Below are 22,348 nucleotides of genomic sequence, written 5' to 3' on the forward strand. Positions count from 1 at the left end.
GGCTAGGCATCCTTTCGCGAGCCGGAGATTTGGACGACGTAGGCGACCACCACGGTGAGGACGCCCATGATGATGGAGATCGCTGCGGCGTAATTGAACTGCTGGCCTGCGAACGAGAGGTTGAAGGCGTACATGTTCGGCGTGAAGTAGGAACTGATGGAGTTTGGTGCCAACGCCTTGAGGATGTTCGGCTCGTTGAACAACTGGAAGCTGCCTATGACGGAGAAGATACTCGCTATGCCGATAGCCCCGCGGATGGAGGGAAGCTTGATGCTCCGGATCACCCGGAACGTGCCTGCTCCGTCAAGATTTGCTGCTTCATACAGTTCGGCGGGGATGACCTTCAGCGCCGAATAGAAGATCAGCATGTTGTAGCCGGTGAACTCCCAGGTGTTGATGTTGCCGATTGAGGCGAGGATCCAGCTGGAAGACAGGGGCTCCGCAAGGTTCAAACCGAAGAAGTCGTTGATGCTGCCGAACAGGCCAAACCTGGGGCCGTAAATGAATCCCCACATCAGCGTCGCCACCACTGCGGGGACCGCGTACGGGAGGAACACCGAAATACGGAAGAACGACGACGCGCGGAGACGTCCGCTGTCCAGTGCCAAGGCTGCGAAAAGGGCGAGGAACAACATGATGGGGACCTGGACCACCAGGAAGACGGCCACCCTGATCACGGAGTCCCAGAACTGGGGATCGCCAAGTGCCTGAAGATAGTTGGCTCCCCCAACGAACTTGTCCCCGCCCACCATCTGGTTCTGGAAGAGGCTCAGGTAGAACGCGTAGAGGACTGGAGCCACGAATACCAGCAGGAAGACAGCCATGAACGGGCCCACAAATGCCCACCCCATCCATCGACCTGCGCGCTTGCGGGATTGGACCAAGGGTGGAGCGTCGGCCACGGGCGACGTCGTTGTCATGATTAATTCTTCTCTTCTCGCTATGTTTACGCAAACATTCTTGAAAGAAGATTAGCATGTTTAGGTGAACATACAAGAGGATGCCGCAGACGGTGTTAGCCCTGCCAGCACGTCGCACACCAGCGATTCAGCCTTGGTCAGGAGTGCCCGAGCTGCACGTGGCCCCTCAATCGGCGATGTTGCACGAGCAGCCGGAGTTTCCGCCCAGACCGTCTCCCGCGTATCCAACGGCCTGACGAATGTTGAAGAAAAGACCAAGCAGCGGGTGCTGGACGCCATGAAACAACTGGGCTATCGACCCAACAGGGCCGCCCGCGCACTCAAGAGCGGTCAGTTCAAATCCATAGGCGTCATCATGTTCAATCTCTCGACCTACGGCAACAGACGCACCCTGGATGCGATCGCCACGGCTGCGTCACAGGCCGGCTACTCGGTGAACCTCATCCCCCTCCACGATCCCACTACGGGTACCGTGACAGGTGCCTACACCCGGCTGAAGGAACAGGATGTGGACGGGGTGGTCATCATCTTCGAGGCGCACCTGTTTGATCGTGCGGACATTACGTTGCCCGAGGACCTCCCCGCTGTGGTCATCGACTCAAGCCCCGGTTACGGCTATCCCATGGTGGATACAGACCAAGCCGAGGGTGCGCGCTTTGCTACCGAGCACCTCCTCGACCTAGGCCACCAGCAGGTTTGGCACATAGGGGGCCCGGTGTCCTCCTTTTCTGCCAGGCACCGGGAAGAGTCCTGGAGACGGACGCTGGACGAGGCAGGCATCGAAGCGCCCACGGTCCTTCATGGAGATTGGTCCACCGAATCCGGATACCAGGTGGGGATGGAGCTCGGCCGCGATCGGGAAGTCACCGCAATCTTCGCCGCGAACGATCAGATGGCGCTCGGGGCAATGCGAGCCCTTCATGAACTTGGGCGCCTCATCCCGGAGGATGTCAGCGTTGTGGGATTTGATGACCTCGAGGAATCCACGTCCTTCTGGCCTCCGCTGACCACCATCCGTCAAGACTTCCTCGCAGTTGGCCGGGTGAGTATTGAAAAGCTGCTACAGCAGATCGCCGGAAACACCCCGGCCAGCGTCGTCACCACGGTGCCGACGCGCCTCATGGTACGCCAAAGCACGGCCGCGCCGGCCCGTTAGGGCAGCGCGACCGTACTGGCCTGCTGAGCCAGCCGGGCTGCTTACGGGCAGCTGGCGCCGGTGTAAGGGACTGTCGAGGTGAATCCCGCAGACTCATCCGGTACACCCGAGGTGACACTGACGGAGCCGGCTGGGAGCACCGCGGCACGGCTGTTGAAAGCGATAGAAGCGCTCTTCCCCGGGGCTACCCCGGCAAAGGACTTGGCCCCGTACGCAGTATCCACAGCGATAGTCAGAGCCTCTGCCATGGTGTTCTGCACTGAGACCGCGAGGTATGCCTTGTTTCCGATGCATCGCACGGCGGTGGTGGCCGAATGCGTGGGCTGGTTACCGGTTTCCCCAGGGGTCGCGGCACTGACAATGAGCCAGCTCAACTGCACATCAGAGGAGCGCGTCTTGCTGAGCGTAAAGGTGAGTTCGCCGTTCTCGCCAACGGTGACGTTGCCGTAGGCCTCGGTCTGGTTCTCCGAAGAGTAGTCATGGTCGGCTTCGCGGACCTCATTGTTAATGGTCACCTTGGCGCCGCGATTGTCCCAGGACCAGGGATCGGCATACCCGGCGTGAACCGCGTACATGCCCGGCTGAAGGTTTCCGAACCGGTAGGTCAGGTCCCGGCTGGACACGGCGTACCGCAACGTTGAGAACATGTCCCCGCTGGATTCGCCGCTGCTCCCACTACCGGAGCTTTCGTATCCCCAAGGCGCTCCGCCGGCCGGGTCCGCACCGAAGGGCTGATCGGCCGCACTGTTGAGGAGACCGCCGTCCTGGGCGGCCGCACCGGTCAGCGACAGCCAGTCAGACGTCTGCTGTCCGCCGGCGTTGACCACGTAACGGATGTCGGACGCCTCGATCGCGTCCTGGATACCCACCGCGTCCACAGCCCAGAAGGAACTGTTCTCTCCCGTGTAACGGAACCGGAACTGCGCCGTCGTGGCTCCTGTGGGCACAGTGAAGGGCAGCTTCTCCACCGTATTCGTCGCCGTGGAGTAACTCTTCAGCGTCTGGGTGGCCCCGGTATCGAAGGTTACTGTGACCGTGGCTGACTGGGGACCATCGATGGCATAGTTGGTTGCGTAGCTGAGGCTCGCGCGCCGCAGCCCGTCAACGGGAAAAGCGGGACTGACCAGCGTCGAGTCGAACTGACCGGACGCGTGCTGCTTGTCGTCCCATTCGTCCGAGTCAGCCACCGCGATCACGTCGCGGCCACGTACTGTGGTTTCACGGCGCTGATCGCGATCGGCCGCTGACCAGAAGTCATCCGTGGCAAAGGTCCACCCCCGCCACTCCGCAGTCCCACCGCTGGGCATTGCCGAGTTATCGATGGACCACCCCATGGGCGTCGCCTTGGTCCACCCGAGAGTGCCCGCGGGGATCGCGGTCTCATCGACGCCGGGCTGCAGAACTGGGCGGAGAGAGTCGAAGGCATCATGGATGAGGCTGCCAACGGATGTTCCATCGAGATTCCATTCGGACTTCACTGGCACGCCCGCGGCGGCCATGATGGTGGGGGCAACGTCCACAAGCTTTTCGTCGTACCGGGTGACGTTCGCGGCGATTCCTTTGCCAACCATCGTGGTAAATACTCGCCGCTCCCCCGCGGAGCTTCCGCCGTGGCCTCCTGCGGGGGTGTGACCATGGTCTGTGGTGACAACAACCGTCCATTCCTCATTGGTTGGGCGTGCCGCCACCGCGTCCATGACTTGGCCAATCCTTGCGTCCGCTATGGCAAGAGCCGCGCCGTAGTCAGCGCCGCCGGTGCCCACACGGTGCCCCACCGTGTCCACGTCCTCCAGGTAGAAGAAGAGATCGTCAACTGAGCCAGTGGAGATTGCGTCCACTGCGGCTGTCGTTGTGTCCGCATCGGTGGAGAATTTGGTCCGCACGTCCACACCCGGACCGAAAATGGTGGCGGTAATCGGCTGCCACGTTCCCATTGCCGCGGTCATGCGCGACGGAGATGCCGCATTGATGCGTGTCAGGTAGTCCGGGTAAGAGCCAAATTCTGGAGAGCCAAACCCGTTGTCCAGGACGTTGTGCTTGTCCGGCCAGACGCCGGTGGCTATGGTTGCCCATCCCGGCCCGGAGGACGTCTCCGCCATTGGCTGGGTATACAGGTTGCTGACCGACGTTGTGCCCTGAGCACGCAGGGCATCCAACCGAGGCATCTCTGCCGGGCCCAGCGAATTGAAGGCTGCCCCGTCAATCCCGATAATCAGCGTCTTCGCAATGGGCGCCTCGGCGGCGATCACGGGCGCGCTGGACAAGACTGTGCCGGTAAGTGCCACGGCCGTAGCCGCGACCCCCGCCCACAGACGTAGATGGTTTGCCATGGAGTGGTTCTCACGATCTCTAGGGTGCTCGTGATGCAGCGACCAGCTGCCAGGGAGTGCCCCACCAACACCCGAAATCGTCTGCACCGACGAATGATTACGTAAACATTGAAGGGTTACCCGGCGTCATTGTCAAGGGTGGGAACCGCGACCAGCCACGACAAGGGCGTAGTCGCGGACTAACCGTCGACGTCCCCGTCGAAGGCGCTTGGACTACCCGCGTACAATGTACTATTTTGGTAGCTATTGTTTGATAATGGTGCAATCCTTAGGGTGGATCGGGTTCGTTCTGAAGCTTCTTGTCGCTGGACGCACAGGCCGCTTCCGTGCCGTCGACGACGCACCCTGACGGGCTTCCCGAACAACAACGCCCGGGACACCGCTGCGCTTTCCCCAAGACCGCTGTCTGCTCCCCCCCATCAGTTTCGTTGCGCACCAAGGCGCAGAATGAAGGAATGGTCCATCGATGTTTCCGGCCACGTTTCCCAAGCCTCAGCTCTTCTCCCCCGGCAAAGACGCTCCGGCGTTGGGTTGGGGGCTGCTTGCGCCTGGATGGATAGCGGACCTTTTCGTGTCTGCCATGCACCAGCACACTGACCAACGATTCGTCGCCGTCGGCTCCCGGTCTGCTGACCGTGCACGATCATTCTCAGTGCAGCACAGTATTGCCAGGGCGTACGACTCGTATGAGCAGCTCGTCGCCGACCCCGAGGTTGACGTGGTCTACATAGCTGCGCCGCAAAGTGAGCACTTAACGCTGGGGCGCCTGTCTATCGCTGCCGGAAAGCACACTTTGATCGAAAAGCCGTTGGCGACCACTGCCGACGAAGCCCGAGCGCTGGCCGCGGCGGCTCAAAATGCCGGAGTCCTACTGATGGAGGCGCTGTGGAGCCGCTACCTACCGCAGACCTCCGTGGTGCGCACTCTGGTCAACGACGGGTTCCTCGGGGATGTCCGTTCTGTGGTCGCCGATCACGGCCAGGCCATTCCTGGCTACCCGCATCATCGCCTTCACCGCCGTGAACTGGGCGGAGGAGCACTGCTCGACCTCGGCATCTACCCCGTACAACTGGATTCGATGGTACTGGGGAAGCCACAATCGATCACGGCGATCGGCGGTCTGCTCGATACCGGCGTCGACGCCTTCTCCACTCTTGTGCTTGGACATGGGCGTGATGTCCAATCCACCCTCACCACCAGTCTTGCCGTCCGCACTCCGTCCACCGCAGTCATCTCCGGCACACAAGCGAGTATCGAGATGGATGGTTCCTTTTACATGCCGACCACTTTCCGCCTCGCGGGCAACGATGGTGACGCAATGGTGTGGAACGATACGACCGGGGTGACGTCCATGGCCGGGCTGTCTTGGGAAGCGACGGCATTGGCGCGATTCGTTGGTGAAGGCCGTATTGAATCACCCCTCCATACTCTGGACGAGACCATCTCCATCCTCGAGACACTTGACGAAGCGCGCCGTCAGCTCCATGAATCCGCATCGCTTTAGACAACCCGTCCTTCCGTAGGCGCCGACCTCCCGGCCGTTCCGGCACTGGAGGCCTTTTGGGCAACATTTGGAAATATCTACGCAAACAGGACTGAAAGTGACAGTACCTTTGTTTAGGTGAACATGGATCAGGAGAACACAAGCATCGAGGCTCCGGCGGGAGAGTCCAAGCAGTCCAGGAAGCTCGCGGCCAAGAAGCGCGCCGCCAGGGGCCCATCCATTGGGGACGTGGCAAAGGCCGCAGGCGTGTCCGCACAAACGGTTTCCAGGGTTTCCAACGGACTCACCAACGTCGAAGAATCCACTAGGAACAGAGTCCTCGATGCAATGAAGGAACTTGGCTACCGGCCCAACAGAGCCGCGCGTGCACTGAAGAGCGGCCAGTTCAAATCCATCGGCGTCGTCATGTTCACGCTCTCCAGCTTCGGCAACATGCGCACCCTGGACGCCATTGCGACCGCTGCCTCACGGGCTGGCTATTCAGTGACGCTCATACCCGTGCAGGATCCCACTACCGGAACCGTGTCCGGGGCTTACGAAAGACTGCGCGAACAGCAAGTGGACGGTGTGGTGATCATCTTCGAGGCCCACCTCCTGGATGAAGCTGACATATCTCTTCCTGAGGACCTCCCGGCAGTGGTGATCGATTCCAATGCCGGTTTCGGCTATCCCATGGTGGATACCGACCAGGCCCAGGGTGCACGGTTCGCTACCCAGCACCTTCTGGACCTTGGCCACCAACAGGTGTGGCATATCGGTGGGCCCACCACCTCTTTCTCGGCGACGCACCGGGAAGAGTCATGGCAGCGGACATTGGAAGAAGCCGGGATTGAGGCTCCCCCGGTCCTCCATGGCGACTGGTCCACAGAATCCGGCTACCAAATCGGCTTGGAGCTTGCGGGCAACCCGGATGTCACCGCCATTTTTGCCGCCAATGACCAAATGGCCCTGGGGGCAATGCGGGCTCTGCACGAACAAGGACGGAGCATCCCGGACGATGTCAGCATTGTGGGATTCGACGACTTGGACGAGTCCACCTCCTTCTGGCCGCCTCTGACAACCATCCACCAGGATTTCTACGCCGTGGGCCGCCTGAGCATCGAAAACCTGCTTCAGCAGATTGCCGGCACCGGTTCGGTGGACGATTTCACCACGGTGCCTACCAGCATGGTGGTGCGCAAGAGCACTGCCGCTCCCCCTGCCAGCGCAAGGCCACCTGCCCGGAAAAAGCGCGTAGCTGCGGATAAGGGCTAGCCCTCCTCCGCAGCTACACCGTTCAATACTGCTTACCCCTTGCTTGCGCCCAGGGTAAGCCCGGCCACGAACTGTCGTTGCAGGACCAGGTAGATGATCATGGTGGGAATCAAGGTGATCATGGCACCGGCCGCGATCAGGTTGTAGTTGCTCAGGAACTGGCCCTGAAGGTTGTTGATAGCGGTGGTGATCGGGAGCCTGTCACCGCTCTGGATAAACAGCAACGGCCAGAAGAAGTCGTTGTAGATGAAGATGACTTGAAGCGTGCCCAGTGCTGCGAGTGCCGGACGGCAGAGTGGCATGATGATGTTCCAGTACTGCCGCCAGATTCCAGCGCCATCCACCAACGCAGCTTCCGTCAGGTCTTGCGGCAGGGCTTTCATGTAATTGGAGAGCACAAAGGTGCAGAAGCCAATCTGGAAAGCAGTGTCCACGATGATGACAGCTATGTAGGTATTGAGCAGGTTACCGGAGTCGCTGATGGAGTACGGCAGGGAAACATGTTTGAACATCTCAAACAGCGGTGCTGCAAGGACCTGCGGTGGCAGGAGGTTGCCGGCGGTGAACATGATCAGCAGCGTGATGTTGAACTTCCAGCTCACCCGCGATACTGCAAAAGCCATCATGGACGCGAAGAGAAGCGTCAGCAGGACGGTGGGAACGGTGATCAGGACTGAGTTAAGGAAGTACTTCGAGAATCCTCCCTGGTTCCACGCCTGGACGAAGTTCTCGAAGCCGAAGCTGCCGCCGAAGCTGAAGTAGCCGTATTTGTCGGTGTCCTCTTTGGGACGGAGCGCCGTATAGAGCGACCAGAGCAGCGGCACAAGCCAGATGGCGGCCATAACGATGAGGAAGATGTGAGTGCCATAGTGGCGTTTGCCGGTCTTGCCGGTCCTGCCGTTCTGGACTGGAAGGGTACGGGCGATGGTGCTCATGCCTCTTTCTCCTTGCCGAAGGTGCGGATGAGGTAGAAGACAATCGGTACCAAGGAAATCACGAGCAGTACCACGGCCAATGCTGAACCGACGCCGATCACCTGTCCTTCACCGATCAGGTTTTGGATCACCAGGGCGCTGAGCAGTTCAAGCCCGTTGGTGCCGCGGTTGATGACATAGACAATGTCAAAAGCGCGGAGGGACTCAATGATGGTGATGACCACGATCACGATGTTGACCGGGCGCATGGCGGGGAAGACTACTCGGAAGAAGGTCTGGACAGCATTTGCGCCGTCAATCGACGCTGCTTCCCTGAGGGCGGGGTCAACACCCTTCAGGCCAGCCAAGTAAAGGATCATGACGTAGCCTGCGTGGCGCCACGTAGCTGCGATCATGGCGGCCCAGATGTTGACGTTCGAATCACCGAACCAGTCCACGGCCTGGGGCGTGCCGGCCGTACCGAGCAGGAAGTTCAGCAGACCGCTGTCGCGGTTGTAGAAGAGCTGCCAGATGATACCGATCAATGCCAGGGAGAGCATGACGGGCGTGAAGAAGATGCTTTGGTAGATCTTGCTTCCCCGGATCTTCTGGTCCAGGAGCACAGCGAGCAGAAGGCCCAGCGGCGTTGCAATCAGGGCCAGGAAAGCCAGCCACAGCACGTTGTGCTGCATGGCCGGCCAGAACGGTGGGTAGTTCTGGCTGATGAACTCATAGTTTTCCGTCCCGGCAGACTTGATGTCTGCCAAGTCCAGCCCGTTCCATCGGGTGAAGCTCAGCCCAATTGAGGCCAGGGTGGGCAACCAAACGAACAGCAGCTGAATGAGCGTTGGAAGGCCCACCATGATGCCAAGGACGATTTTGTCCCTGCGGCTCAGGCGGCGAACCTTCCTGGACTTATTGCGCTTTCTTCCGGCAGTTGCCGGCGAGGCGTGTGCTGCCCCGCGTTGGGCGCCCCCTGCAGGGGGCCCACTGTTCGGGGAGGCCGGTTTTTCGGCTGTGGTACTCATGGGAATTCCTTTGGTATTCGTCGCACAGGGGCCGGCCGCGGTGCGACCCGCGGCCGACCCTTGCTCGGGAAGCCTGGCCGGTTGACCAGCAACCGTAGATCCAGGGCAGTCCTGCGCTATTGGGCCGCGTAGAGCGACTTTGCCTGCGCTTCCAGATTCTTCACGTCGACGCTTCCATCCTTAATGAAGGATTGAAGAGCCGGGATCATGACGTTGTTGGCCATGGCCGGCAACGCATCGCGGTCCAGGAACTGGCTGATGTACTTCGCGTTGGCAATGGTGTCCGCACACTTCTTGTTCAAAGCAGAGTACTTGGACGCGTCAGCGCCCTTCACCGTTGCGATGTTGGAGGTATCCACGGCCGCATAGGCGTCCTGGCCCTCAGGAGTTCCCATGAAGGCAAGGTAGTCGCGGGCTGCCTGATTCTCGCCACCCTTCTTCGACAGCAGCAGGCCATCGATCGGAGCCTCAACGGCGTCAGTGCCTTCCATGGCGATCTCGGGGAACGGGAAGAAGTCGATGTCCGCCAGAACTGCGGGATCCGTGAACTGCTGTGTCACGAATGAGCCCAGGAGATACATGCCGGTCTTCTTGGCCTCGAGGGCTTTGGCTGCGTCCTGCCAAGTCTGCCCCAGTGCTGCGGGGTCCTGGAACGGCAGGAGTGCTTTCCAGGTATCGAAGACGTCGCTGACCTTCTTCTGATCCCAGCTTTCCTTGTGGGCAGTAAGGTCTACGTGGAACTGGTACCCGTTGAGCCGCATGTTGATGTAGTCGAAGGTGCCCATGGCCGGCCAGCCGTCTTTGTCGGCGAAGCCGATCGGGATGATGCCATCGGCCTTCATCTTGGCCGACAAGGTTGTCAGCTCATCGAAAGTGGCCGGAACCGCGTAGCCCTTTTCTGCCCAGAGACTCTTCCGGTAGAAGAAGCCCCATGGATAGTTGTAGTTGGGAACCAGGTACATTTTTCCGTCAGGACCGGTGGAAGCCTTCTTGATGGCGTCGGAGAAGTTTCCGCCGATCTTCTCCCAGACGTCGTCGACGGGAGCTAGCAGGCCCTTCTCGGCGTAGTACTGCATGCGGTAACCGGCGAACCAGGTGAAGGAGTCATCCGGGCTGCCCTGCAAGTAGGAGTTGATCTTGTTCTGAAAGTCGTTGTGGGGAACCACGTTGGTCACCACGTCGAAGCCCGACTTTTTGGTGAAGGCGTCCGTTACTGCCTTGTAGGCAGCGCGGGGAACTTCGTCCGATGAACCCGAGCCGAAGGTGAGGCTTTTTGATGAAGCACCAGGCGCGGGTCCGGAACCACCCGTGCATGCTGACAGCAAAGGGATGCCGGAGGCGGCGACGGCGCCAATTCCAAGTGTCTTGAGGAAGGTTCGCCGTCCTGGACCGGCGCCTTCCGCCGCCTGGAACGGGCCAAGATTTACAGCCATGATTACTCCTTTGGATCGTGGTTCTTCGTGAGACTGTCCAACATCCGGATGCGCACCGTGAGATAGCTCAAGTGTGGGCCTGTGGAAGCAGAAAGTCGCCGGATCTAATCAACATTCTTGTGGATGTTCACGTAAACATTGAGTTGCAAGAAGTTTACGTAAACATCGTTGGTTTGACAAGGGATTTCTGCTGCATTCCGGTAGTTTTACGGGAGCGCGGCAAGCACCCCCGATATCAGGGGGTTCCCGCTTCCCGACGCCCGGCCTCGCGGGCCTCCTCCACCAGCCGGACCAGCTCCTTCTTCCGCCGCTTGCGCCCCCGGAAGAGACCCGCAAACAGAAGCAACAAAGCAACAAGAACGGCGAGCTGCGGCCACGGAATCGCCCAGAGCGCCACATTTTCCCACACCGGGTCCAGCGTCTGAGTGGCACCGTCAGGGGCAATCACCCCTTGCGAGACCGTCACTGGCAAGGTCATCATGCCCAGCGGCCACACCTGAGGGACGTGGATGCTGACGGATCGACGGTCTCCGGGCAGCAATTCGAGAGTTCGGGCTTCGTCGGTCCCAGCGGCCGGCCACCGGGCGTCGTTCACCATAGTGGAAGGGTCCACGGATAAACGGACGTTGCCCGTGTTCTCTAGGTCAACCGTGAGGTCCGCAGATCCGGGTTCCAAGGGATTCCACGACGTATCGTAGCTAGCGGTTGCCTTCATGCTCAGCGCGGGTTTTACCTCGCCTTTTACCCGAGTCATGACCCGGAACCCGACGCGGCTCTCCACGCCCAGTTGAGTCCCGTCCGAGCCACCTTGTGAATAGATCGAGGCAGCTATACCCGCTGCATGATCGCCTGGCGTCGCGTTGTCCGGGACCGTCACCGTGAACGGCACCACGGCGGTACTTCCCGCCGCTACGGTGACCGTCTTGTCCATGGAGATCCAGGTACCTGCAGCTACCGACTGTTTGTCGCCAGGGAGCATGTTGAAGCGGCCGGCCGGAGTGAAGTACCCATCAGCCGCAGTGAGAGAGAAAGTGACGTCCCTGTCGCTGAGGTTTCTGACCGCCAAATATTCATCCACGCTCACCCCGGAATCGAGTTCCAGTTCCACCCACGAGCGGCCGTCAGGGCCGGTAGCATCCGCGGGAGTCACGGCCCACGTGACCGGACTTGCCGTGGGATCACCGGTGGTGGCAAAGCCGGCCGGCGCAAAAGCGGCGCTGACAAAGATTACAGATGCCACAAGGTACATGGCCACGACAAGCCGCCTTGGGGCAGTACGACCGGCCCGCCCCAGCATTGGGAGCCTCATAGGATGAAGATACCTCCGGCGCATCTATTCAAACAGGGACAGAGTGAGCTTCGCGGTGTAGTCGCCCGGCGCCACGGCTGCAGGCGTCTTCATGAACAAGTCAGCGTTGGCTGTCCACTGCCCTTCAGTGGCAATTGCTCCCGAATCCAAAGCCAGCGCGAGCAGTTCCTGGTCCACCAGGCCTACTGCGTTTGCGCCGGAATCCATCGAGGTGTTCACCTGGTCGCCTTCGGCTACCTGACCGGACGCGCCGCCGTCGATGACTTTCGGTGCCCAGCCCAGGTGGGAGGCGCCTATGGCAGGTTGTCCCGCGCCGCCGGCGAAATCGGTTGAGGTACCCAGCACGTACCAGCCGGCACCGGCAGGGATCTCATCCGGGGACCGGGTATCTGTCACCGTCACGGTAGGCAGGGTGCCCTTGAACTGCCGCACCGTGGGTGTGGAGCCATCCTCAGTCAGGGCCGTGGCGGTGCCCGCCACGCTCATGGCCAACACACCGCCGTCTACGATTTCGGTAATGCCGACATTGACATCGACGTCCTGATCGCCGTGGTTCTGGTCTGCCATCGCCATTCCGGCGACACCCAGCAACAATGCCGTTGCAGTCGAAATGGCTGCGCCTCGGGCCAGGAATTTATGTCGGTTCACTTTTCATGCTTCTTTCACGAAGGTCCGGCGATTCAGCCGGGAAGGTTGGGGGCAAAAGAGGCTGGTGGCCCGCCAATCAGGCGGGCCACCAGCGTCAGGTTAGTTGCAGGATGCTGCGTTGTAGGCGGCGTTCGCTGTCACTGTCACGGCTTGTCCGTTCACTGTGGCCTTGGCTTCAACGGCCACGGTGCCTGCTGGTACCGAAGCAGCACGGGTGCTGAAGGCGTGGAGCGCGTTCTTGCCCGGCTTGACCTCAGCGAAGGTCTTGGTTCCGTAGACCGACGTGAAGGTAGCCTGAACCGACTTGGTGTCGTTGTTCGTCAGTTGCGCGGTCACGGTGACCTTGCCGGCAACACACTTGGTGCTTGCCACTGCGGTGACCTTCAACTGCGGTGCGGTCTCGGTGAGCACCGGGTTGGCGATCATCAGCCAGCTCAACTGCACATCCGGACCACGGGTGGGGCTCAGCGAGAAAGTCAGCTTCCCGTCCGTGCCCACCGTGACGTTCTGGTAGGCCGCGGACTGGTAGTCGCCGCTGTAGTCGTGATCAGCCTCAACCACTGCACCGTTGACGGTGACCTTCGCTCCGCGGTCATCCCACTGGGCCCACGGATCGTAGTAACCGGCGTAAACCGTGTAGGTACCCGGAGCCAGATTATTGAACTTGTAGCTCAGGTCCCGGCCAGCTGCTGCGTAACGGAGGGTGGTGAAGATGTTGTCATCAGCGGTGCCTGTCACGCCGCTGCCTTCACTTTCATAACCCCAGCTCTTGCCCGTGACCGGGTCAGCACCGAACGGCTGGTCCGCTGCACTGTTCAGGACAGGACCGCCCTGGGCTGCCGCTGCCTTCAAGGCGGTCCAGTCAGCGGTCTGCTGCCCACCGGCATTCACTGCGTACTGAACACCATCCGGAACCACCGGGATGGTCCGGGTGAACGTCCGGTTACCGAAGCCGGGAAGCGTGCCCGTGGCAGTAATGACGCCCACGGTGTTCGTGTTGCCACTGACCTGCCAGGTCACCGGCTGGGTGGAGCTCTGCCCGTTCTGGGTGACCGTCACGGAGTTCACACTGAAGGTTGAGCCCACAGCCAGGCTGGCAGGAACACCTGAGACGTCCCATGCAGCGTTCGCGTCGAGGTCCTCAAGTTTCCACTCAGACGGGGCCTTCACTGCCAGGGTCTTGCCGCCTTCGCCCATCTGGATAGGCATCCACACCATGGGTGCCGTGGCCAGGGCCTGGTCCGATCCGCCGTTCCAGCGGTCACCCATATAGATGAACTTGCCGTTAGCCGGGTCTACGGGGATCACCGAGGACGGCTGGGAGTTGTTGGAGTTCCAGGACACGTCACTGCTGAACGGATCTCCCTTGTCGGTCCACTCCCCCAGGATGCTGGTGGCCGTGCCGTACCGTGACGGGTTGGGCGACCAACCAGTGGTTCCCGAAGAGATGATGAAGTAGCGGCCGTTGTATTTCATGATGGCCGGTGATTCACGGGACTGGTTGACGAAGGCCCGCCGGAAGTCCACACCCTCCACCGCGGTGTCCGGCGAAGCGGACAGGTAGGTGTAGTCAGCGTTGAGCTTGGAGATGAACATGGTGGCGTTTTCTTCGCTGGAGTAGATGATGTAGCCCGTGCCATCGTCATCCACGAAGAGGTTCATGTCCCTGGCCATGCCCGGGTTATTCGGAGCCTTGTTGGTGGGATCGCCGGCCGCTGCCTTGTGAAGGCGGTAGCTGTCGATGTACCGGAACGGCCCGAAGGGCGAATCGGAGATTGCTACGCCGGCGTTGGCTTTGGCGTACTGAGCGGTAGACCACGACGACGGTCCGTCAGCGTGCACCCACATGACCCACTTGTTGGTGGCAGCATTGTAGATGACCTTGGGTCGCTCAAGGATCGGCGGGGTCTGGCCATTCACAGGAACCGTACCGAGGTCACGGTAGACGGCGTCCTTCTGCTCCGTGGTGTAACCCGAGTACAGGTTCTGGAAGTACGGATCCGAGTCGATTTGCCCGCGTGAGGACAACGTCTTCAGCGCAACTCCCTCGTCCTTCCAGTTATAGAGATCGTAGGAGCTGTAGCCGTGCACGCCCGGTGCCGAGTGGTAGCCGTTGGTACGGTCTTCGCCGTACAGGTAGTAGATGGTCTTGCCGGCGGAATCCTTGGACGTGACCACCTGACCACCGTGGGCTTGGATCAGATTGCCGTTGTTGTCCCGCCAGTCCTGGCCGGGCCGGAAGCTGTTGTAGCCGGTGCCCTCGCTGGCGTTCCGGAGGGTGAAGGTCTGGTTGGCCCCGCCGTTGGAGGTCCATAGCCCGATCCAAGCACCTTCGTGCGTGGAGTTGTTCGAGACGTCCAGGACCTGGTGAAGGCCAGCATTCAGGAGGCTGAACGAGCTACCGTCCGTGGTGCTGAACAACCACTGCGCCGAGCTATCCGTGCGGGCTTCCTCATCGGTGATGCTGCGCAGCGTGGTGCCATTGGAATCAGCGGCCAAAGCGCGGCCATCGGCGAGCCTGAGGACAAAACGGTCACGGGTGGTGCCGTCTTCATCAGCGATGAGGGTTGCCTTCCACACCTGATTGCCGCCAGCCACCGAATCAGAGAGCACCGTCTTGGGAGATCCGTCCGAAGCCGAAACTGCGCGGCCACTCTGAACTCCAACGAAGCTGTAGGACTGTCCATCCTGTACCGCCGGCGCATCGGCAGCGACGCCGGATGCCCCGTTGACCACGAAGGTGGTGACGGACTTGGCAGGAACAGTCAGCGTCGCCGAGCGCGTTCCGGCGTCGACGGCCACGGCGGCACCACTGACAAGTGCGTTGGCCGTCGGGTCGCCGGACGGAGACTGGGTGGTCACCACCGGGGTAACCGTTGCACCAGCGGCGATCGTTGCGAACTTGGACAAGTCCACCTTGATGGTCTTGGCCTGGTCGGAATCGTTGGTGTGCACCATCGACAGGCCGGAACCATCGGCCTTCAGCGCAGATGTGGTCTTGCCGTCGCTGGTGGGAATGATCCGGTCACCCGGTGCGATGTAATGGGTGAAGTTGCGGATGGTGTTGTACTTCGAGTTCACCGTGGTGCGGCACGAAGGATCTGCGGCGCCTGCAGCCAAACGCCGCACGGAGTCGCCGTCGGCGTTGCAGTCGAAGTCGATGAAGACGGATCCCCAGTTCTTCTTCTCGCCCAGTTCCATGTTGTAGAGGTCTTCAACCGGCTGCCACAGCACCCAGGACTCAGGATCGAGCTCACGGAGGTCATCTGTTATGCGGGTGGCCATGCCCAGACCGTTTTCGATGCTTTCCGGGTTCCAGGAGTCACCGCCCCAGTTGCCTTCGACTTCGCTCATGGACAGCGGCTTGTCCGTTGCCTTGGCGATGTCGCGAACCGCGAGGCGGTCGCCAGTGGAGTAGGTGTGGACGTTCAGCTGGCTGACAGCCTCCTTGGTTTCCGGAGTCCAGCCGTTCCAATCTTCCAGGAAGCGGCTCGGCGACGTCTCATCCGGACCGGAGACCTTGGCCTCAGTGGCGGTGCCGGGCTCGGCGAGCTCGGCAGCCATGGCGGTCAGCACCTGGGACTGCAGGGCGGGGCCTGCGTGAGCACCCTCTTGGCCTCCCCCATTGGGCAGCCCGTTGCCACCGAAGGTGGTCTTCCAGTAGTTGGTGTTGGGTTCGTTGAGGGGGTTGATCGTGTCGAAACTGATGCCTTCAGTTTCTTCGACGTGTTCCGCTACCTTTTTGACGTAATTGACGAACTTATCGATGGCGGCGGGCTTGATCTGGTCGGCGTTGGGGTCCGTACCGCCACTGACGTAGCCGCTTTCGGTCATGAAGTAGGGCGGGGAGTTGCTGAAGGCCTCCCACGTGGTGACTTTGTCCTTGATGGCCGCGATCCAGGCGCGCTGGGAGGCATCGGCGTCGAGGTTGTAATCGGAGTCGTTCTCGCCGGTCCACGCGGCCAGGAAACGGTCCCGATCAGCGTAGTTGGTGGTGATCGGCCCGGCCTGGTCAGAGAGGCCCGTATTCGGGTTCCACCAGCCGGGAACGGCGCCACCCGGACGGAGGTAGTCGGGGATGTCAGTGGCATTGCCGCCACCCACGTTGTAGCGGGCGATGTTGAGGTTCAGGCCGTCGTCACCGAAGACCTTGTCAATCAGATCGTTCCGGATGGCTTCCGGGTACTGGCCTGTGGCGTTGGCCATCCAGACCAGGCTGGTGCCCCAGCCTTTGAACGACGGCCCGGCCTGTGCGGGGTTGGGGGTCAGGACAAGATCCTCAGCAGCGGAGGCTGGCGAGGCTAGTAGTGGCAGGGTGCCCAGTGCGAGGGTTGAAGCCGCTAGGGCCGCGATTAAACGATGACGCGACGATGCGTGCGAGCTCGACAACATTGTCTAAATCCAATCCGTTCATGTTTACGTGAACATAGAAGAGGTTTACGTAAACATACAGTGACGCACGTCACCCGTCAAGGGGTGATCTTTGCTGGCCGCCCAATGTCTTCCACCTGGCCGCGGGGATAGCGCATTCCCACTGGAACCCACTATCCCCGGGACTTTTTATCCCTCGAAGGGACTAGTGCATGCCGAATTGGTAGCTGAACGGCACCGCCTTCCCCGGGCAAACCTCCTGCCACAAGGCCGAGATCGCATCTTCGCCTTCGCGGAGGTCCGGAATCTCGACACCCTCGCGCAGGATCGCCGCTGCCCCGCCGGGGTTCCCCGTCCGTGCGAGCGCCAATGCCTTCAGGAACCTCAAACGTCCGACGCCGGGGCCCTCCTTGGGTGCGGTGTCGTTCAGTTCCAGCGCCATGGCCGGGTCGCCGTGCCGGATGCTCAGCGTGACAGCCTCGGTGAGCAGGGACGCGTTGGCGGGGTCGGCAGCCACACCCTTCCGAAGCCACGCGAGTCCTTCCGCTTCCTGTCCCCCAGCGAGCAAAGCCAATCCCAGCCCCCGATGGGCAAGCGCCTTGGTCCGCGGCCTCACATCGTTGGCCGCCACTACCTCCCCATAGAGGGCTTCGGCCCCTTTCAGGTCCTGGCGGGCATGCTTGATGGTGGCCAAGTGGAAGCGGGCCTCCGGGCTGTCCTGACCTGCCAGCAAGTCTTCCCAGTCAGTACCGGCGACGAAGCTGGGCGCGCCGTCGAACGCTTTTCCATGCAGCAGCCTCAGCCACGGTTCCTGCTCCCCCGTGATGCTTTCATCCACGAACGGTGTTCCACTCTCGTCCACCCAGCCTTTGCCGGTCCTCAGCCGCCGGGCCCGCTCCACCACGCCCCAGCCACTGCCGTGCAGCAACATTTTCGACGGCGGGACGTCGGCATCTGCGATGGCTGCCGGAAGCATCGCCTCGAGTTCTTCGTGCGGCAGAAGCCCTTCCAAACGTTCGCCGGCGTGCGCCACCGCAGCGGCCCAATCATCACCGTGGGAGGTCCCGGGGTCCAGGTGTCCGTTCCCGTAGGCCTCCACCCACGCCCATTGCGCACCGGCAGGCATCACCAGGTGTTCAAACTGGGTCTGCGCAAGGCCAGCCTGGATTTCGGCGTACGGTCCGGCTCCGGGGCTCAGCCATTCCTGCCACCGTTTCCCGCCCTGGCCCTGGCCCCAGACGAAGAGCTTCTTTCCCCGCAGGAGTCCCGTGGACAGCATCGCCAGCCCATCGCCGTCGTCGTCCGCGGCCACAACCCAACGCCGTTCGGAGGGGTCGATGTCGAAGAAGAAGTCGGCCGCGTGAGGGCTGTTGACCAGCCAGGTTCCGTCGTACCCCTCATGGCTGGTGGGCCGGACGCGGGTGATGTCCGTGGTGTAGTCACTGCCGAATGCTTCGTCCGCCGGGGCGATCACGCGGGTGCGCTCCGTTTCGGGGATGGCGGCGTTGCTCCACCAATACATGGGGACATCGTGGTCATTGGGGTTCCGCAGCCGGACGGCGGCGAACAGAACGGCTGAGTCTTCCGGCAACCAAATGTCCACCTGAAACACCACTTCCCTCAGCCGTTCAAACTCCCAGAGGCGAAGGATGTGCTTGCCGTCCTCGGTGTGGACGATTGCGGTGTGCAACGGATCGCAGCTGGTGGGCGAATGTCCACGGGTTCCGATGTTCCACTCAAGCCCACCGGCAAACCACGCCTTGCGCAGGGCAATATTGGCCAGCTGCGGAGCATTGTGGGTGTGGAGGAGCTGTTTGCCGGTGGCTTTGTCGAAAAGCTCCCAGATGCGGCCGCCCAGCGAAGGGATGACTGTCACCTTGAGTTTGCTGTTTTCAAGCACGACGGCGGGTACTTCCCTGGGTGCCGCCTCACGGCTGTACCCGTCCTGCATGAGATATGGGTAGATGTTGGGCACCACTCCGTATCGGGCCGACGCCTGGAGTTCCTCCGGCACGCCCTCACCCACGGTGTAGGGCTGATCAAGTTCGGCGGCCACCACGGGCAGGGGATTGAGCGGACCGGTTTCGGCCATGGTCAAGGTGATGGTGGTGACGGTGAGGTTGGAGCTCGCGGCAGTTGTCACGTCAGTATCCGATCGTCAGGAGGAGGCCGCGCTGCGGCTGGAGGGTGATGGCTTCGCCGGGGGCGTAGCTTGCTGCGGATTGGAATCCTGGAATGGCCGGGGCATGCACCGGGCCGGCGGCAGCGTCGTCGTCGTCGTCGTCGAAAATCAACGTCACCTGCTCAGTGTCCCCGGCCCATGACGCCAGCGCCACCACCAGTCCCTGAGCGGTCTCCCACGAGGTGGCAAGAACGTCCGGGTGGCTGGTCCGCACCGGTGATTCCGGGTCCCAGAAGCCGCGCATTTGCGCGCCCTCCAGCCCGGTTTCTGCCCAGAAATCCCAGAGGGGACGGTTGTCGACGGCGGGTGCCCGGCCGGTCATGCCGAACACCATCCCACGCCACGGGTTGCCGCCGCCTTCCAACATCTCGCCCATCAGCCCGAACGGGATTCCGGAGAGCTCCACCAACCAGTAATCGGGACCGGTGGAGTCGTAGTCGAAATACTCCCCCAGCCAGAGCCTGTCCACATAGGGCAGCTGCTCCATGTACAGATTGGCGGAGGATGCGTAACCGTCATGTGCCGTGAACTGGTTGGCAGAGTGGAGGTCGATCTCCGGACCGTCCACGCCGCGGTCTTCGCAGGCCCGCTCCAGGACCTTGCGGACCCGGAGCATTGCATGCCGGTCATAAGCAATGTCATCCAGGTAGATGCCGTCAATCCCGTCCTCGCCGGAGGCCAGCTCCTGCAGGCTCCGCACGTAGAAGTTCTCCCACCGCGACTCGCCAGTGGTCACCACGGCGATGTCCCCCACATTGGGAGCAAACCAGGCGGACACATAGCCAGTGCCGGCATGCTCCTGCAACCAGATGTGCCCCTTGCCCGGGCCATCGCTGAAGATCTCATGGTCCAGGTGCAGCAACGGCAACAACTCCGGGCTGTGGAAAGTGAGCTCCCTGACCGTGTTGTACACCTTTGCTTTTAGTCCGTGCCGGTGACACTCAGCCACATACCTCCGGAGCCTGTCCTGCGTCAGCAACGGATCGTTGATGTATGGTGCCGGTGCCGTGGCGTGATGGACGTTGACCACCGTGGCTCCCGCCGCCTTGATGTCCGCAGGCTCCGCCGGTTGGTGGAAATACCGCTTGGCAAGGTGGTTGCCGGGCTGGATGGGTTTGAACGGCGTCAGCAACAGGCGGAAATTGAAGTCCAGGGGTTCACGGGCCGCCAGAGTCCGCGCGCCACTGTGCGCACGGACTGTCACTGTCCCCTCGCCGGTCCGAAGCTTGACCCCTCCCTGGACTGCGGTGCCGGAACCGGACACCTGGCGGTTGGCCCAGGACGACGGTTCCACCAGCGGCTTACCGAGGTAGAAGTTGGTATTCAGTGGACGCTCGTAGTTGCCGTCCCGGAGTGCCAGCTGCATCCCCACATTCACGCTACCCAGCCACAGCGCATCCTGGTTCCTCGCCGCAACGTCCCAGGTCCAATCCAGGGATTCCGGACGCCGCCCGCCCGGGACTCCCAAGCCCATCGCGAGCGGAACCGCAGCCTCATCAAACGCAAGCCGCAGGCCGACGTCGGGCACCTCCAGGGTTCCCAAGGACCTGAGGCGGAGTGAGTACGAGACCGCACCATCGGCCTCGAGGACGCCCTTCAGCTCCAGCCACAACGCAGCGTTTCCGTTCTTTGCGCCCGTCCATGTGGACTGCCACGAGACCCGCCCGGGCCCCTCCTCCGTGAAGGTCAGCGGCGGGTGACTCCACCGGATACCGTCGATCTCCAGCAGCATCGGACCGCTGAAAAGCCCGACGCCGGGACCGTCCGTTGCGGTCACGGCCGCGGTGAAGGTGGACGTCACCTGCGCCGGAAGCCCCGACTCCGTCAACTCCAGGACCCTGCCAAGGATCCCCAACGTCCTGCTGTCCCGGTCCAAGGTGATGGCGGTGAAAGGACGGACCAGCCCGGCATCCTGGGCCACACTGGAATCCAGCCAGGCCAGGCGCCGCAGGTAGCGCGGATCGCCGAAACCTCCCCCTGGCTGGTACTTGTCGCTTGCCGCAGCAACCTTGTCTACAGTGGCCACATCGCTCGCAGCAGCCACATCGTGCGCCGCAGCAACCTTGTCCGCAGTGGCCACATCGCTTGCAGCAGCCACATCTCTTGCAGCAGCGTCGCGTGCAACAGCCACTTTGTTCCCAGCAGTAACGTCCAAGCAGACCTCAACAGCTTGGGCAGCGTGACCGGAGGCGGTGACTGTGACCACCGCTTCGTGGCGCCCTCCAGCACTGTCCTCGGGGACAGGCAGTAAGACGTAGAGTGCGCGCACCGTCCCAGCCCGAAGATCCAGAGTCCTTCGCCACGGCTTGCCGAACCGGTCCACGCCGTCGGTGTTGAGGCAGTGTCCGCCCGCCGGAGAGGCCACCTGCACTTCGACGCCTTCCAGGTCCTCCAGCGCGTACAACCCCAACTGGACTACATAGTCCTCCCCGCATTGGGCCAGCGCGTGAAAGTTTTGGGCCGGCCCCTTGATCACCCAGTGCGCCGGAAGCTCCCGCCGCAGGGAAAGGGGATTCAGCCGATCCTCCGGAAACAGCAGGAACGCCTTGCCGGCATGCCTGTTGTGCAGTTGTTCCAGCTCGTCCGCGCGGGCAGTGAAGTTCATCGGGGCAAACGAGTCGCGCTGGCTCGCGGCCTCATAGCGAAGGACAGTTGCTTGGGGAATCGGGCCCTTGGCGGCCTGCCATGGTGAAGACAAGACGCCGGCCGCCCACCCGGGCTCCGCCGAGGGCCGGTACGGGAGGTACTCCGCCTGCGGATAGTGGGGTTTCCCCAGCATGGCGTACGGCAGGTAGTAGACGAAATAGAGCCCCGGACCATCCGTGGGCTCGAAAACGATGGTTCCTGCCTCCCGGGTGGCTTCTTCGACCACCACATTGCGGACCCGGGTCCCGCTTCTTTCCGAGATCACGATGACGTCCACCGATAATGGGTCCTGGTCTTGGCGACGCCATGGAATCAGGAGCCGGCGGGCGGGTACTTCGCCTTGCTCGTCCCGGTCCCGTTCCTGGACTTCAATCACGAACCGGTGGTTTCCATAGCGCAATTGGTCCCACGTCCCGATGCCGCATTCCACCTCCGGGTGGCCTGTTGTCCGCTTGCTTCCGGCAAGTGGGTGGGCGGGCATGACAACCGGTGAAACCGGCGTGGGCAGCGGCATCGCTGGGACTCCTGAAGGTAGCTTCCGGGATGTATTCACCGAGTTGGTGAATCCTTACATCATCCCGGCCTCCTGCGGCCCGGTAAAGGGTTATTGCGATGCGTACTTACTGGGATTCATACGGCGGGGCGCATGCCGT

The 22,348-nt window shown here is 61.7% G+C and carries 13 protein-coding genes; 3 read left to right on the forward strand and 10 right to left on the reverse strand.

Translation table 11 applies throughout. The features are described from left to right. Nucleotides 1–2: 2 nt before the first annotated feature. On the reverse strand, nt 3–920 hold the full coding sequence (locus tag AC6JA3_RS16135) for a carbohydrate ABC transporter permease (protein ID WP_026543156.1): 918 nt from the start codon (nt 918–920) through the stop codon (nt 3–5). A 64-nt stretch (nt 921–984) separates the two neighbouring features. On the opposite strand from AC6JA3_RS16135, the gene AC6JA3_RS16140 reads away from it, so the two are divergent. Then, entirely contained in the window at nt 985–2,076 is a 1,092-nt protein-coding gene (locus AC6JA3_RS16140; protein WP_155854151.1) for a substrate-binding domain-containing protein, read from the forward strand. A gap of 41 nt (nt 2,077–2,117) precedes the next feature. On the opposite strand, the gene AC6JA3_RS16145 is transcribed toward AC6JA3_RS16140, so the two are convergent. Beyond that, the gene (locus AC6JA3_RS16145) at nt 2,118–4,406 is read right to left on the reverse strand and encodes an alkaline phosphatase family protein (RefSeq protein ID WP_347781757.1); all 2,289 of its coding nucleotides are present in this window, start codon (nt 4,404–4,406) and stop codon (nt 2,118–2,120) included. A gap of 466 nt (nt 4,407–4,872) precedes the next feature. Here AC6JA3_RS16145 and AC6JA3_RS16150 point away from each other — a divergent pair, with 466 nt between their 5' ends. Together AC6JA3_RS16150 and AC6JA3_RS16155 are read left to right on the forward strand one after the other, a co-directional pair. Further along, on the forward strand, nt 4,873–5,910 hold the full coding sequence (locus tag AC6JA3_RS16150) for a Gfo/Idh/MocA family protein (protein ID WP_026543158.1): 1,038 nt from the start codon (nt 4,873–4,875) through the stop codon (nt 5,908–5,910). Between the two features lie 123 nt (nt 5,911–6,033). Continuing rightward, the gene (locus AC6JA3_RS16155; RefSeq protein ID WP_081733444.1) at nt 6,034–7,164 is read left to right on the forward strand and encodes a LacI family DNA-binding transcriptional regulator; all 1,131 of its coding nucleotides are present in this window, start codon (nt 6,034–6,036) and stop codon (nt 7,162–7,164) included. Between the two features lie 32 nt (nt 7,165–7,196). Here AC6JA3_RS16155 and AC6JA3_RS16160 read toward each other — a convergent pair whose 3' ends face one another. The 8 genes from AC6JA3_RS16160 to AC6JA3_RS16195 all read right to left on the reverse strand — a co-directional run bounded on the left by AC6JA3_RS16160 (nt 7,197) and on the right by AC6JA3_RS16195 (nt 22,209). Continuing rightward, the gene (locus AC6JA3_RS16160; RefSeq protein ID WP_026543159.1) at nt 7,197–8,099 is read right to left on the reverse strand and encodes a carbohydrate ABC transporter permease; all 903 of its coding nucleotides are present in this window, start codon (nt 8,097–8,099) and stop codon (nt 7,197–7,199) included. Further along, nucleotides 8,096–9,106 (reverse strand): carbohydrate ABC transporter permease, encoded by a 1,011-nt coding sequence (locus tag AC6JA3_RS16165; RefSeq protein ID WP_223944800.1) that lies wholly within the window; start codon nt 9,104–9,106, stop codon nt 8,096–8,098. The genes AC6JA3_RS16160 and AC6JA3_RS16165 overlap by 4 nt, the downstream gene beginning before the upstream one ends. A 116-nt stretch (nt 9,107–9,222) precedes the next feature. Continuing rightward, on the reverse strand, nt 9,223–10,539 hold the full coding sequence (locus tag AC6JA3_RS16170) for an ABC transporter substrate-binding protein (RefSeq protein WP_026543161.1): 1,317 nt from the start codon (nt 10,537–10,539) through the stop codon (nt 9,223–9,225). A 235-nt stretch (nt 10,540–10,774) separates the two neighbouring features. After that, nucleotides 10,775–11,794, reverse strand: coding sequence for a hypothetical protein (locus tag AC6JA3_RS16175; protein ID WP_431768442.1), 1,020 nt, complete (start codon nt 11,792–11,794; stop codon nt 10,775–10,777). Nucleotides 11,795–11,872: 78 nt separating this feature from the next. Continuing rightward, the gene (locus AC6JA3_RS16180) at nt 11,873–12,496 is read right to left on the reverse strand and encodes a hypothetical protein (RefSeq protein ID WP_026548075.1); all 624 of its coding nucleotides are present in this window, start codon (nt 12,494–12,496) and stop codon (nt 11,873–11,875) included. A gap of 99 nt (nt 12,497–12,595) precedes the next feature. Beyond that, the gene (locus AC6JA3_RS16185; protein ID WP_497920310.1) at nt 12,596–16,888 is read right to left on the reverse strand and encodes a family 43 glycosylhydrolase; all 4,293 of its coding nucleotides are present in this window, start codon (nt 16,886–16,888) and stop codon (nt 12,596–12,598) included. Between the two features lie 184 nt (nt 16,889–17,072). Next, nucleotides 17,073–19,010 carry a DUF5107 domain-containing protein gene (locus tag AC6JA3_RS16190; protein ID WP_347781759.1) on the reverse strand — a complete coding sequence of 646 codons (1,938 nt, stop codon included), beginning with the start codon at nt 19,008–19,010 and terminating at the stop codon, nt 17,073–17,075. 1 nt (nt 19,011) lies between these two features. Beyond that, complete coding sequence (locus tag AC6JA3_RS16195) at nt 19,012–22,209, reverse strand: glycoside hydrolase domain-containing protein (RefSeq protein WP_347781760.1); 3,198 nt, start codon at nt 22,207–22,209, stop codon at nt 19,012–19,014. Nucleotides 22,210–22,348: the final 139 nt, after the last annotated feature.

Source organism: Arthrobacter sp. TmtSoilC79, from assembly GCF_059739405.1.